The organism is Betaproteobacteria bacterium (assembly GCA_009693245.1).
Lineage (GTDB): Bacteria > Pseudomonadota > Gammaproteobacteria > Burkholderiales > SHXO01 > SHXO01.
In genome coordinates this window covers 1-13,870 of record SHXO01000009.1, presented here as the reverse complement: position 1 = coordinate 13,870, position 13,870 = coordinate 1, and the positions used below count along the sequence as shown (strand labels likewise).

At 58.9% G+C, this 13,870-nt stretch carries 11 protein-coding genes; 8 read left to right on the top strand and 3 right to left on the bottom strand.

Annotated elements, in window-relative coordinates; all coding sequences use genetic code 11:
• Nucleotides 1-37: 37 nt before the first annotated feature.
• A complete protein-coding gene (locus EXR36_02575) occupies nt 38-496 on the bottom strand; it encodes a cytochrome C oxidase subunit II (protein ID MSQ58546.1) in 459 nt (152 codons plus the stop codon).
• Between the two features lie 153 nt (nt 497-649).
• Nucleotides 650-847 carry a hypothetical protein gene (locus EXR36_02570; GenBank protein MSQ58545.1) on the bottom strand — a complete coding sequence of 66 codons (198 nt, stop codon included), beginning with the start codon at nt 845-847 and terminating at the stop codon, nt 650-652.
• A gap of 144 nt (nt 848-991) precedes the next feature.
• On the opposite strand from EXR36_02570, the gene EXR36_02565 reads away from it, so the two are divergent.
• Nucleotides 992-3,631 carry an aminopeptidase N gene (locus EXR36_02565; protein MSQ58544.1) on the top strand — a complete coding sequence of 880 codons (2,640 nt, stop codon included), beginning with the start codon at nt 992-994 and terminating at the stop codon, nt 3,629-3,631.
• 149 nt (nt 3,632-3,780) lie between these two features.
• Here EXR36_02565 and EXR36_02560 read toward each other — a convergent pair whose 3' ends face one another.
• Nucleotides 3,781-5,358 carry an alkaline phosphatase gene (locus EXR36_02560; GenBank protein ID MSQ58543.1) on the bottom strand — a complete coding sequence of 526 codons (1,578 nt, stop codon included), beginning with the start codon at nt 5,356-5,358 and terminating at the stop codon, nt 3,781-3,783.
• 275 nt (nt 5,359-5,633) lie between these two features.
• Here EXR36_02560 and EXR36_02555 point away from each other — a divergent pair, with 275 nt between their 5' ends.
• The 7 genes from EXR36_02555 (at nt 5,634) to EXR36_02525 (ending at nt 13,260) form a co-directional block, all read left to right on the top strand.
• Nucleotides 5,634-6,365, top strand: coding sequence for a hypothetical protein (locus EXR36_02555; GenBank protein ID MSQ58542.1), 732 nt, complete (start codon nt 5,634-5,636; stop codon nt 6,363-6,365).
• The gene (locus EXR36_02550) at nt 6,362-6,706 is read left to right on the top strand and encodes a hypothetical protein (protein ID MSQ58541.1); all 345 of its coding nucleotides are present in this window, start codon (nt 6,362-6,364) and stop codon (nt 6,704-6,706) included. The genes EXR36_02555 and EXR36_02550 overlap by 4 nt, the downstream gene beginning before the upstream one ends.
• Entirely contained in the window at nt 6,703-7,692 is a 990-nt protein-coding gene (locus EXR36_02545; protein ID MSQ58540.1) for a tripartite tricarboxylate transporter substrate binding protein, read from the top strand. Before EXR36_02550 ends, EXR36_02545 begins: the two co-directional genes overlap by 4 nt.
• A gap of 490 nt (nt 7,693-8,182) precedes the next feature.
• Entirely contained in the window at nt 8,183-10,150 is a 1,968-nt protein-coding gene (locus tag EXR36_02540) for a hypothetical protein (GenBank protein MSQ58539.1), read from the top strand.
• Nucleotides 10,151-10,322: 172 nt separating this feature from the next.
• The gene (locus EXR36_02535; GenBank protein ID MSQ58538.1) at nt 10,323-11,303 is read left to right on the top strand and encodes a TRAP transporter substrate-binding protein; all 981 of its coding nucleotides are present in this window, start codon (nt 10,323-10,325) and stop codon (nt 11,301-11,303) included.
• A 167-nt stretch (nt 11,304-11,470) separates the two neighbouring features.
• Nucleotides 11,471-11,959: a TRAP transporter small permease gene (locus EXR36_02530; protein MSQ58537.1), complete on the top strand. Its 489-nt coding sequence runs from the start codon at nt 11,471-11,473 to the stop codon at nt 11,957-11,959.
• Entirely contained in the window at nt 11,956-13,260 is a 1,305-nt protein-coding gene (locus EXR36_02525; protein MSQ58536.1) for a TRAP transporter large permease, read from the top strand. The genes EXR36_02530 and EXR36_02525 overlap by 4 nt, the downstream gene beginning before the upstream one ends.
• Nucleotides 13,261-13,870 lie beyond the last annotated feature (610 nt).

Below are 13,870 nucleotides of genomic sequence, written 5' to 3'. Positions count from 1 at the left end.
TCTTGGCGGCCATGCCGTGATGCGCCACCCCGCAATACTAAAGACAGAGCACTTCGTACTCGCCGGGCTCGGCGAACGTGTAGCGCAGCTTATTCACGTATCCCGGCATCACCTGGGTTTGGGTGAGGAGTTGGGTCTTGTTCCTATAGAGGGCGAAGCCGTGATTGACATCCGCGCTGGTCACCTGAAACTCGACTTCCTGCCCCGCGGGGACCGTGTCCTGCGACAGATCCCAGCGCCACTGGTGGCCGGTGACCTTGATCACAACATCCGGGGCGGCGGCGGATTTGGCGTGTGCCACCAGCGGCCATGGCGTAAGCGTCTGGTATGCGATGACAGCACCGGCGGCGAGGGCGATCCAGAACAAAGGAACCCTTAACCGGTAGGGGCTAGCGCTAGCGGCGGATTTCGCCGAGGCGTTCCATACAACCCACATAAAGATTGCGACAATGACCGCCATCAAGAGCAAAGATACCGCCCAAGCTGTTTGCTGCATGGTTGCCTATCCTATAGAAAAGACGAAACAAGCGCCCTAAATACGAATCGAAACGTACCTCCAGATCATGCGTTGCCCCACGCCGGGAAGGGTGGTCAAGGATTGCCTCGTGCGATGCTTGCCTAGAAAATAGATACGAAGTCCCATACTACTTTACTGTTTGGGTTGTTCCTTCTGCTCGGAACTTTTTTCTTCCTTCTGCTCTTCCGCCGCGGGTTTGCTAGGCGGCGCGATCTTGGCGCCCGAAGCGGACATCTTGTTCCCGCCCAAGGCGGGTGCGACACCGGCTTGCGCGGCCAGAGCGGCCAGCTCCAAGGCCCCGGCAACTACGGCGGTCAATCTTTTCATCATGGAAATTCTCCAAATCAGGGTAGGCTCAAGGAACCCCGCTGAGGATCATGACGAAGGCTGGCGGCGTCAATCTCGCTACCCTGGTCCCGCCAACAATACCGTGTGAATCCGCTACACTCCGCGACTCCATTAGCTCTCCCTCCCATGCTTGGCACCCGGCCCAATACCATATACCTGCGGGACTACGCGCCCCCTGAGTTCGCAATCTCCGCGGTGGATCTAGACATCGCTCTGTTCGGCGATCACGCCATCGTCAAGGCCCGGCTCGCCGTTCAGCGCCGGACTACAGACACGAAACTACCCCTGATATTGCAAGGCGATGAGTTGCAACTCATTTCGGCCAGCGTGGATGGGCGCACGCTCGGCCCCGGCGATTACGACTGCGATTCGAACCAGCTCACGTTACCGGACCTGCCGGATGGGTGCATGGTGGAAACCGTGTGCAGGATTCATCCCCATGAGAATACCCAGCTCATGGGGCTCTACGCCTCGAAGAACGGGTTCTTCACTCAATGCGAGGCGGAGGGGTTCAGGCGCATCACTTATTTTCTCGACCGGCCCGACGTAATGGCGAAATACACCACGACCATTCACGCGGACAAGGCAAAGTACCCTTTCCTGCTCTCCAACGGCAATCCCGTGGCGAGCGGTGACGAGGCGGGCGGGCGGCACTGGGCGAAATGGGAAGATCCCTTCCCCAAGCCTTCCTACTTGTTCGCCATGGTGGCAGCGGATCTGGACCGGCTGGAAGACAGTTTCACCACGATGTCGGGCCGCGAGGTGAAGCTCTCCATCTTTGTCGAACACGGCAAGCTGGACCAAAGCAACTTCGCCATGAAGGCGCTGAAGAAATCCATGAAATGGGATGAGGACGTCTTCGGCTTGGAGATGGACCTGGATAATTACATGATCGTGGCCGTGGGCGATTTCAACATGGGCGCCATGGAGAACAAGGGCCTCAACATCTTCAACACCAAGTACGTGCTGGCACGTCCGGATACCGCCACGGATTTGGACTACATGAACATCGACCGCGTGGTGGCGCACGAATACTTTCACAACTGGACGGGCAACCGCGTCACCTGCCGCGATTGGTTTCAGCTCTCGCTCAAGGAAGGGCTCACCGTATTTCGCGACCAGGAGTTCGGCGCGGACATGTATTCGCGGGCGGTGCAGCGCATCCAGGAAGTACGGGGCCTGCGCGCGGCGCAGTTTCCCGAGGATGCCGGGCCCATGGCGCACCCGGTGCGGCCGCAATCCTACATGGAGATCGGCAACTTCTACACGGCCACCGTTTACGAGAAGGGCGCCGAAGTGGTGCGCATGATCCACACCCTTGTTGGCAAGAAGAATTTTCGCACGGGCATGGATTTGTATTTTGAGCGCCACGACGGACAGGCGGTGACCACCGACGATTTCGTGCAAGCTATGCAAGATGCGAGCGGCGTGGACCTCGCTCAATTCAATCGCTGGTACGACCATGCCGGCACACCCGCTCTGGATGCAAAGGGAGTGTACGATTCGGCCGCGAAGACCTACACGCTGAGCGTTACGCAGTCTTGCGGCCCCAGCCCAGGCCAGCCGGATAAACAACCTTTCCACATTCCCTTGGCGGTCGGGCTGGTGGGACCCGATGGCAAGGACATCCCGTTGCGCTTGGAAGGGGAGCCCGAGGCTGCGAATGGAACGCGTGTACTTTCTATGAGGAATGCCACGGAAACTTTTTGCTTCGTAGGCGTTCCCGCCAAGCCGGTGCCTTCGCTGCTGCGGCAATTTTCCGCGCCCGTGGTCCTCAAGCACGATTACAGCGACGGAGACTTGGCGCATCTCATGGCGCACGACAGCGATTCCTTCAACCGCTGGGAAGCCGGGCAGCGCCTCTCCATGAGTTTACTGCTGCGAGGCATTAGCGCGCACCAAGCTGGCCAAGCACCGGAGTTACCCGAGGCCTACTTCCACGCCATGGCGCGTTTGCTGGAAAACGCTGCGCAAGACCCGGCGTTCGCGGCGGAAGCCTTGTCGCTGCCATCGGAAGGCTACATCGCGGAGCAGATGAGCGTGATCGACCCCGATGCCATCCACGCCGTGCGCACCATGCTGCGCACGCGGTTGGCGCGCACGCTCTCAAGCGAATTGCTGAAGGCTTATCACGCTTTCCGCACGCCGGGCGCCTACAGCGCCGGTGCGAAGTCCGCCGGGCGGCGAGCCATGAAGAACTTGTGCCTGTCGTACTTGATGGAGTTGAATGACACTGCCGCGCGTGCGCTGTGCCTCGCGCAATTCGATGGTGCCAATAACATGACGGATTCCATGGCCGCGCTCACGGCCTTCGCCAACACGTCTTGCGACGAACGTGAAGCCGTCATGCAAAAGTTCCATGACCGTTGGAAGGATGAAGCCTTAGTGCTGGACAAGTGGTTCGCGGTGCAGGCAACTTCGCGGCTACCGGATACTCTTGGTCGCGTCAAAGCGCTGCTGGCTCACTCCGCCTTCGATCTGCGCAATCCCAACAAGGTGCGCGCCGTGATCGGGAGTTTCTGCCAGGGCAACCAAGTACGCTTCAATGCCGCCGACGGTTCGGGTTATTGGTTCGCCGCCACCCAGATCGGTGTGCTGGACAAACTCAACCCGCAGGTGGCGGCCCGATTGGCGCGAGCGTTCGATCGTTGGAAAAAGATCGACACAACCCGGCAGCAGCATGCGCGCGCCGCGCTGGAGACCATCAGAGGTCTTGACGGTCTGTCGAAGGACACCATGGAGGTGGTGACCAAGGCCCTCGCTTGATGAGCATTTCCACATACGTGAAAGGCCGGGCCGCCGTTTCCGTCACACTCGTTCCCTATCCCGGAGGGCAAGGGAGAAAAAGCCCTTCTCCCTCCGGGAGAAGGGTAGGGATGAGGGAAAATAACGCGTCATGAGCCAAGAAAACATCATTAAAACCCAAAAGCCTCGCGCATGACGTGATAGATCCAATTCTGTTCCATGGAACCATGCACCAGATGCGACTTGGGTCCGGTGGCATAGATGGCGACATCTTCGCCGCCGTGGGTTTCAGCGCCCTCGGTGGGAACCGCCGCCTCCTGCAAGAAGCTGGGGCCCGCGGTATCCACGGCGCTCAAGTCAGGGCGCTTGGCACCGCTGGCGAGCGCGTCGCGCCAGCCTGGCCCGTTGGCATATCCCAGGGTGGTGTAGGGTAAACCCAGGCGGTCTTTCTTGGTCTGAGGCGTTTCGCCATCCTTGTTGGGCACCTCGCGCACCAGACCGAGGATGTTGTTCCCGCGATGCGGGTAACCGGCGATCGTGAAGGTGTGGCTGTGATCGGCGGTGACGATGATGAGCGTTTCCTCCGGGTCGGTCATCTCATAGGCTTTCTTGATGGCGCGGGAAAATTCGATCGTATCGAGCAGCGCGCGCTTGGCATTGCCGGCGTGGTGCGCGTGATCGATACGCCCCGCCTCCACCTGCAAGTAGAACCCCCTCGGATTCCTGGAGAGCAGCTTGATTGCTTTCTCCGTCATTTCGGCGAGCGATGGTTCACCCGCCTTGTCGTTGCCGCGGTCCGCCTCGTACTGCATGTGCGAGTTCTCGAACAGCCCAAGCAGGTACTCTGTATGAGCGGGATCGATGGCATCGAATTGCGCCTTGTCCCACACAAAGCTTGTCTTGGGCCCCCGGGTGCCTACCCATTCGGCGGTGAGGTCGCGGCCATCCTTGCGCCGCCCTGGCGCGCCGTTCTCCGGATCTTTCACGCTATTGGGCAAGAAGTAGGTGCGCCCTCCGCCCATGGCCACCTTCAAGCTCCGCTTGGCGCTTTCCGGGAGTTCGATTAATTGGCGTGCGATGTCCTTGGCGCTCACCGTGCCGCCCGGCAATCCATTCTCGGCTTCGTAGTCGCGAATCTCCTTGTCGCTCTCCCAATCGCGCACGGCGGTGTGCGCGTAATTGGCCGCCGGCGTGGCGTGCGTGAGACGTGCCGTGGACACCACTCCCGTGTGCTTACCGGCGGCAGCCGCTTGTTCGAGAATGGTCGGCAAGGATTTCGCGGCGATGGTTTTTGCGTCGCTTTCGAAACGCGCCGTCGTGTGATTCACCGACAACATGCCTTCGCGCGCCTTGTAGCCCGTCACCATGGCCGTCATGGTGGGGGCGGAATCGGACGTCTGCTGGTCCCAAGAATAGGTCTTGCTGAGAGCAACGTAGGGAAAGGTCTCGAAGAACAGACGGTTCTCCTCGCCGGGCTTGCCATTGAGTTGCCCTTCCAGAATACGCGCGGCTGTGACAGTGGAAACGCCCATGCCGTCGCCCACGAATAGGATCACGTTCTTGGCGAGCCGGTCCGCGCGCTTGAGGGCGTAGCCATCTTGAATGAACTTCTGGCCTGCCTTGTACCAGTCTTCGACACTCTCCGGGCCTTGCACGGCGGGCCCAGCGGCAAGCGCGAAGGATGTTGCGCTCAAGGCGAGTGCGGCGATAAGCGCGGTGGTTCGCGCTTTCGGATAGGAACGCGGCATGGGGCGAAACTCCGGGAAATGGTAAATACGGATGTTAGTGTAGTGCCTCAGGAGTGTTTGTGCTGGTGGCAGTGAAGCACTGCACTCTCTGGGCGGCATACAACTCAGCCACACCGGACGCACACAGATAGCGCTGTTCCAGTTGACGTTTTAAGCCGAGTTTGTTCGGGGCGATGGATGATGCCGCGCGCGGGCCGCCAAAAGTATCCGGTTCAAGTTGGAGTAATCTCCCTCTCGAACTAAGCACCCGTGCGGGACAGTTGTGGGGACAACCGATGAAGCACATGGCAATCGTAGGCTTGGCACTGATCCTACTGCAAGGCTGCGGCGGTAACTCCATTAATCTTAGAGCCGCGAGAAACTATGCGGCGGCTGGTTACCAGGCGATGCACGCTGGCGATTGGAAGAATGCACAAACGTACTTCAGCCGGGCCATTCTCAACGCCCAACTGGCGAAAGCCGGCCCGCGTGCCATGGCTGTTCTGAAATATGAGTACGGAAGATCGTCGGGCGTGATATGCGATTGGGGCGAGGCGCAAGCCGGCTTGAACGAGGCATATGATCTCGACCGTCAAAATGCAGGCCCCGCCTACATGTCACTATACGAGCTTGCCCGTCTGAATTTAGACCGCCGAGATTACCCGAAAGCGAAGGAATACTTTGAGCAGGCGTTCGCGGAATTCCAGAAGATTGGCGCGGATACCCGCGATCCTCTCGCGTACGCGGAGTTTCTGGAGGAGTACGCTGTAACGCTTGAGAACACGTGGAGCGGAACGGAGGCGTTTGCACATCGTGAACGTGCATTGGAAATTCGCGGGACCTTTCCGGCGGGAAAAAGCCACACTGAAAAAACGCCCTATGGCGCCCAATGCGCGCCCGCCTCGGGTGACGCAGGCGATGCAGATCGCCCCGCTAAGGAGATTGGCTTTAGCCGGAGGCGTAATTCGCCGGAGGCCGCATGCATCAGAGGTAACAGTCCAAGCTTCCTGAAGCATCTTTTTTGTTGACAGACGGTGAGGCACAAGTTGAAATAATGGAAATAGATGGCCTAGCGTCGATGTCCATATTGGGCAACAGATGGGACAAGTATTGCGTCGCTCCAGGAAAACATTCGCTTGGCGTGGGTGCGTATCACAACTATCGCACTGCGCGCAATGAAGTGGAACTGGAATTCGAGGCAGGAAAAGATTATTGGCTACGAGCCAAACTGAGTGGCGGGATATTTGTTCTCCAGTTTATAGATGTGAGCGGGCGGGAGAATAAGAACCTCGCCGAATTCAACTGGAAAGCCGGCCCTCCAACTCCCGTGGAGGATATTTTGACGCCTGCCATCATCCTTTTACGATGAACTCTTCGTTACCCGATTCAAGCCGCCGAACCGTATTGAAGTTGCTCGCGGGCGCTGGGCTTGCCGCGAGCCACGGCGGTTGGTCGCAGGAACTGCCCAACAAACCCATCCGGGTCGTCATCCCTTTCGTGGCCGGCTCTAGCATCGATTCTCGTATGCGGGTCATGGCGCAAGCCCTGAGCGAGCGCCTCAAACAGCAAGTGATCGTGGAGAACAAACCCGGAGCGGGCGGAGCCCTGGGCACGGCTTTCGTGGCGCAGGCGCCCGCGGATGGCACCACCTGGCTCTTCACCAACAACAGCTACGCCATCAGCCCTTACGTATACAAGAACGCGGGCTACGATCCGCTCAAGAGCTTCGCGCCTCTGAACCGCGCCTATATCTCGGCATTGGTAGTGTTGGTCAACGCGCAACTCAAGGCGAATTCATTGAAGGAATTGGTGGCGCTGGCGAAGGCACAGCCTGAAGCGGTGAACTACGGCTCCAGCGGCATGGGCAGCTTGCCACACTTCGCGGCGGAATTATTCTTCCAAGTAGCCGGCATCAAACCGCTACACGTCCCCTTCAAGGGCGACACGCAAGTCTTGAGCGAGATGCTGGGAGGGCGCATCAACATCGCCTTCAGCGGAATCCCCTCCGCCCAACCGCATATCAAGACAGGCAGATTGCGCGCCCTGGCGGTGACCTCGGCGCAGCGTAATACCGCTCTGGAAACCGTCCCCACCATGGCCGAAGCGGGTTTCCCCGGCTATAGTGACCTGATCTGGACTGGCTTCTTCGTGCCCGCGGCTACGCCCAAGAAAGTGGTCGATTACCTTAACAACGAAATCGCCGCCATGCTCCACCTACCGGCCATCAAGGCGCACATGGATGCCACGGGGGCGGAACCCGCGCCCCTGCCCGTCGCGCAATACGAGGCTTTCATTCAAGGCGAAGTCGCGCGTTACGCCAAGTTGGTGAAGGATGTCGGGTTGAAGTTGGAGTAGTCCGGAGATGACAGCGCACGGCTGGCCGCGGAGGAACCGGTGTAGCATCCTCGCGGCCAGAACTTATCCGCTTGGCAAGGCAAGGACGTGACACTGGGCGTGCGCCCGCAACACATCAGCCGTGCCGGCGCGCCACGAGACGGCTAAGCCCGAGTCCATGTAAAGATAGAGTTGCTGCAACCCACGGGCGCGCGCACCTACGCGACGTTCCGCCTGGGCGGCAACGAGACCATCGCCGAATTGCTCGCGCACGACGTGTCGCGCCCCAACGAGAACGTTGAACTCGCCCTCGATATGAATCGCGCGGTGTTGATCGATCCGGCGACGGAGAAAGTATTGTGATTTGGGGAGGAGGGAGGAGGGAGGAGGGAGGTGTAAACCCCTCCTCGCCGCAGTCAACTAGAGGCTGCAAGGCGAGAATAATGCAAAAGGCTGGCCTTTCTCCTCCCGCCTCCCTCCTCTCACCTCCCAGTTTACGAAGGATAACTTCATGACCAAAGTCTCACGCGCCATCGCTCTGTGCGGCACCGAACAACCCGACGTAGCGGGGAAGATCTTCACCGCCGGTCCCATGAGCGTGGAGTTCGACAACGGGCAATTACGCTACCTCAAAATCGGCGGCACCGAGGTATTGCGGATGCTGGCTTTCCTGGTACGCGACGAGAACTGGGGCACCTACGTTCCCGTGCTGAGCAACCTCAAGACCGACCAGCGCAAGGACGGATTTTCGGTTTCCTATCATGCGGTGTGCTCGCGCGGGGCACAGGAAATCGCCTTCGGCATCCAGATCGAGGGGCGCGCGGACGGCAGCCTCGAATTTCAAGGCACGGCTGTTCCCAAGACCGATTTTCTCACCGCGCGTACGGGCTTCGTCGTTTTGCATCCGCTCACGGGAACCGTGGGTCATGCCGTGGAGTTGGAGCACACCGACGGCAGCACGGAGAAATCCATCTTCCCGGAAATGATCAATCCGGTTCAGCCGTTCTTGAACCTGCGCGCCATGACTCACGAAATTTTTCCGGGCGTGAAGGCCACGGTTCGGTTCGAAGGCGATACTTGGGAAACGGAAGACCACCGCAATTGGACCGATGCCTCCTTCAAGACCTACGTGCGTCCGCTGGCTTTGCCTTGGCCCTATGTACTGAACGCAGGAGAGATGGTCAAGCAGTCCGTGAAGGTCACGCTTGCGGGTAACTTGCCCAAGGGCAAGAAGACGAGCGGCGCGCAGGCGATCGAGGTGAAACTGGGTGCGCTGTCGAAGGAGACCGTCATGCCCGTTGGGCTCGGCGTGCCCGCCGAGGAAATCGGTCATACGGTACGACGTCTGGATCTTCTCAAACTGGCGGCACCTAAGCTCCTCATCGGACAAATCGATCCGCGCAAGAATCACGGGTTGAAGGAACTCTACGGCTATCGAGTGTTGAGCGAGCAGACGGGCGCCGAAATGATGCTGGAAGTGATCGTGGAGAGTCTGGATCGTTTTGCCCGCGAATTGAAGGGGCTGGCGGAACAAGTGCAACAGTCCGGAATCACGCTCGCCGCCGTGGCCGTGGTGCCCGTGGGCGATCTCAAATCCGTCTTACCTGGAGGTCCGCGCCCGCCTGCCCCCGAACTCGATGAACTCTATAAAGCCGCGCGCGCGGCCTTTCCCGGAGTGAAGCTGGGCGGAGGCATGTTCTCCTTCTTCACCGAACTCAATCGCAAGCGCGTACCGGTCAAGCAGTTGGACTTCGTCACCAACACCACCTGTCCCACGGTGCACGCGGCCGATGACCGCTCGGTAATGGAAACCCTGGAGGCCCTGCCCCACCAGATCAAGACCGCGCGCACCTTCATCGGCAAGACAGCGTGCCGTATCGGGCCGAGCGCCATCGGCTGCCGCGATAACCCCCATGGCGCCACCTACACTCCCAACCCAAACAACGAACGCGTGTGCTTGCCGCTGGTGGATCCGCGCATGCGGGCGCAATTCGGCGCCGCGTGGATCGCGGGCTACCTCGCCACCTTGGCGCGCACCTGGGTGCAAAGCGTTTCCATCGGGGCTTCCACCGGGCCTCTGGGCATCATCTACCGCAAGGGCGAACACGCTCAACCTTACTTCGACCAGGCAAAGGAGACGTGCGTGTTTCCCTCCTTCCATGTCATCAGCGGTCTCACTCGGGCCGCCGGAAGAAAGATCGTCTCCAGCACATCTTCCAACACCTCGGAAGTCGAGTGCATCGCCTACAAGGAGAGGAAGGGAACCCTGATCTGGCTCATCAACCTGACGGCGGACGAGCAGACCGTGTCCCTTTCCGGTCATGGAACGGGCGCGAAATTCATCGGGATGCTGGATGAAACCAGCTTCGAACAGGCGACGACCGACCCGCGTGGATTTCAATCCCGGTGCAAACCGCTGGAAGCAAATACCGTGAAGCTAAAGGCTTATGCGGTAGCTTTCGTGTCGGTCAACGACTAACCTTGAAACCTCACCACAGAGACACAGAGGCACAGAGAAAAACCATATTCCATGAACAGCCGCCAGGATCGTGGTTAGCTTCGGGGTAGGAGCAGAAGTCCCCTCACGAAGTCGCTTTTCCTCCGCGCCTCTGTGTCTCTGTGGTTCCGCCGCGTTTACATTTGAGATCTGAATGAAACCACTGAAATATTTTTTGGTCTTCCTAGCTGCCCTGGCTATGCCGGTTCGCGCCGAGAAACCCATCACTTTGCACGGTGCCGTGCAATTCAACGACGAGCACGCCTACAACAAGGCGCTGCTCAAATTCGAGGAGTTGGTGAAGAAGTACTACGGCAAACCCTTGGAGTTCGTGCTGCACCGGAACAGCGAACTGGGCCTGGAAAAAGAGTACTTCGCCTACATGAACCAAGGCATCTCGGTGGATTACGCCATCGTATCGCCAGCGCACATGTCCACCTACTCGAAGGCCGCGCCCTTCATAGACATGCCCTTCTTGTTCCGCGATCTGAACCATCTAAACAAAGTGCTCGCGGCAGGGATACTGCAACCCATCGCCGACGAAGTGGCCAAGAAGGCGGACGTGATTCTCATCGGCTATCCCGGTGGCGGCACGCGCAACCTCATCTCCAACACGCCAGTGCGCACCATGCAGGAGTTGAAGGGATTGCCCATGCGCGTGATGGGCGCCCCCATTCAAACCAAGATCTTCAACGCCATCGGCGCGGCGCCCACGGTCATCGCCTATAGCGAGACCTACAACGCCATTCAGTCCGGCGTGATCAAGGCGCTCGACAACGAGGCCGCCGGGATGATCCAGATGCGCTTCTACGAAGTGGCACCGGAAATCTCGCTCACCGAACACTCCTTCACCATCCGGCCCCTCTGCTTCAGCGGGAAAACCTTCAAGCGGCTACCGAAGGAATTGCAGGCCGCGATCCTCAAAGCCGGAAAGGAAGCAGGCGACTACGGCCGCCAGATCGAATCCAGCGAAAACAACATGAAGCTGCAACAACTCGCCAAGGAAGGCAAGATCAAGTTGCACAAATTCCCCGAACGGCCCAAGCTGTTGGAACTCGCCGCGCCGGTCAAGGCGGCCTACGCCAAGGAGATTGGGGCGGAGGCGATTTTGGCGAAGATAGACGCGTTGAAGTGACTCGCGGATATTCAACCTCTTTCAATACGAAGCGCGAGGATTTCCCTCCCTCGCCCTCCGGGAGATGGACCGAGGGTGAGGGAAAAACCTATCATGAACTAGGAACAATCGCTCCCTCGTGTTTCTTCGCGCCCCCCTTCGTGACTCATCGTGTTAAGAGCGGTTAGGTGCGCCCTGTGAAGTCCGCCCTCGCAGCCCTGCACCGGGTACTGAGCTGGCTTCTCGCCTTGGCGGTGGCCATTCTCATCGTGCCGGTCTTTCTCCAGATCTTTTCCCGCTATGTGGGATTCATCCCGCGCTACATCTGGACCGAGGAGCTGGCGCGCTTTTGTTTCATCTGGATGATCATGATCGGTGCCATGGTGGGTGTGCGCGAAGGCACGCATTTCGACGTCGATCTCATTCCAACGCTTCCTCCGCGCGCAACGGCCGCCGTCAAATTGCTCACCCAGTTCGCCGTATTGATATTCGCCTTCGTCTTTCTCTACTACGGCTACCAGTGGGTGGACGCGGGTTGGGAGCAGACCTCAGAGCTGGCGGATTTGCCCATGTGGATGATCTTCATATCGTGGCCGCTGGCGGGCTTGATATGGATCTTGTTCTTGGGTGAGCAATTCGTGCATGAAGCGAAGGTACTGATGAGCAAAGCGGCATGAGCCCAGCCGAGGCCAGCGCGTTGCTCTTCGGGGTGTTCTTCGCCTTGATGGTTCTGCGCGTGCCTATCGCCTTCGCGCTGGGACTCGCGTGTCTGCCGGTACTCTTCATCGAAGAACGGCTCTCGCCTATCGTGCTCTTCAACGAGACCTTCAAGGCCTACAACTCCTTCATCCTGCTCGCCGTGCCGTTCTTTCTGCTGACCGCAAATCTGATGAACGCCGGCGGCATCACCGATCGCATGCTGCGTTTGTCGCGTGCGCTCGTGGGGCATTTGCCCGGCGGCCTGGCGCAGATGAACGTGGTGCTTAGCATTTTCTTCGCCGGCATTTCAGGCTCCAGCACCGCGGACGCCGCCAGCCAAGGCAAGCTCTTTATTCCCGCCCAGGTAAAGGAAGGCTACGACATCAGCTTCTCCGTCGCCATCACGGCCGTATCGGCGGTGCTCGCGGTCATCATTCCGCCCAGCATTTTGATGGTGGTATGGGGAGGCGTGCACACCGTTTCCATCGGCGGGCTCTTCATCGCTGGCATCTTGCCGGGCTTGATGCTGGGTGGCGTGCAAATGGCCACGGTGCATGTCTACGCGAAGCTGCGCAACTACCCAACCTACCCGCGCTCGACGTGGATTGAAATGCGCAACGCTTTGTTCTTCTCCGTACCGGCACTGATGACGCCGGTGATCATCATCGGCGGAAAAGTATTCGGCTGGTTCACCGCCACCGAATCCGCCGCCATCGCGGTGATCTATTCCTTGATCCTATCTACTTTTCTCTACCGAGAATTGACGAGCAGGAAGATCTACGACGCCCTTCTGGAAACGGGAAAGCTCGCCGCAATCGCGTTGTTCTGTGTCGGCGCCGCATCCGCCTTCGGTTGGCTACTGGCCTACTACCAGATCCCGAAGAGCTTGCTCGCCTCCGTCTCCGCGATGAACCTCGGCATCACCGGCACCGGCTTCTTCATCGCCGGCGTGTTCCTGGTCGTCGGCTGCTTTCTGGACGCCATCCCCGCCATCATCATCGTGGGCACCATCCTCTCCCCCATCGCCGAAGCCGCGCACATGCACCCGATCCACTTCGCGCTGGTCGGCATCGTCTCCCTAGCCTTCGGCTTGGTGACACCGCCCTATGGCCTATGCCTGCTCATTTCCTGCGCCATCGGCAACGTCCGCCTGATGAGCGTGATGAAAGACGTGACCATCATGCTGATTCCGATGTTGCTCGTGCTGGTATTCATCATCATGGCACCGGAAGTGTTTCTGGCGCTGCCAAGATGGTTCGTGCCGGATTTCGTGAACTGAAGCGCGGTGTATACATGCCCGGCATTTTGACGGTAAAAGTGCTGGCCGTCCTGGCATTATTGCGAACCCAGGGACTTATGGACCATCGCAACATCCCCACCATCAATAGCACTTAGATCTCCGGAGACAAGGCGGGGGACGAGAATTTCGGCCTCGCGTAAAGCGCTCTTACGCCTTTTCTTCGGGCATTTCCACCCGAACGATTTAGATTCCCATCAGCAGTGCGCGAAAATACGGAAACTGTCCGTCTATCCAACAAGCCTCAGCGCGCTCCATCTGCTGGTGTTTCTTGCTGCGCGCTTGGCAAGTCGTTGAGTAAGTAGTAGCCTTTTTGCCCAAAGTGGAGGGTCTTGGAATGCGAATGGCAAGTTGGAAGTGCGTGATAGACGGAAGATGTCCGTGTTGTAACACGGACATCTTCCGTTGATTACCTGTTAGCCCATTGGGAAATTTTGCAACTATAAAGAGGGCTTCGGATTTTCGGACACGCGGATAATTGATAGCCTTGCTTCCAACCAAGAGGAGCAAGACCATGAGCAAGAGAAGGCCACGACGGAAATTGACCGCGAAGTTCAAGGCGCAAGTCGCGCTGGCGGCGATGAAGGGAGAC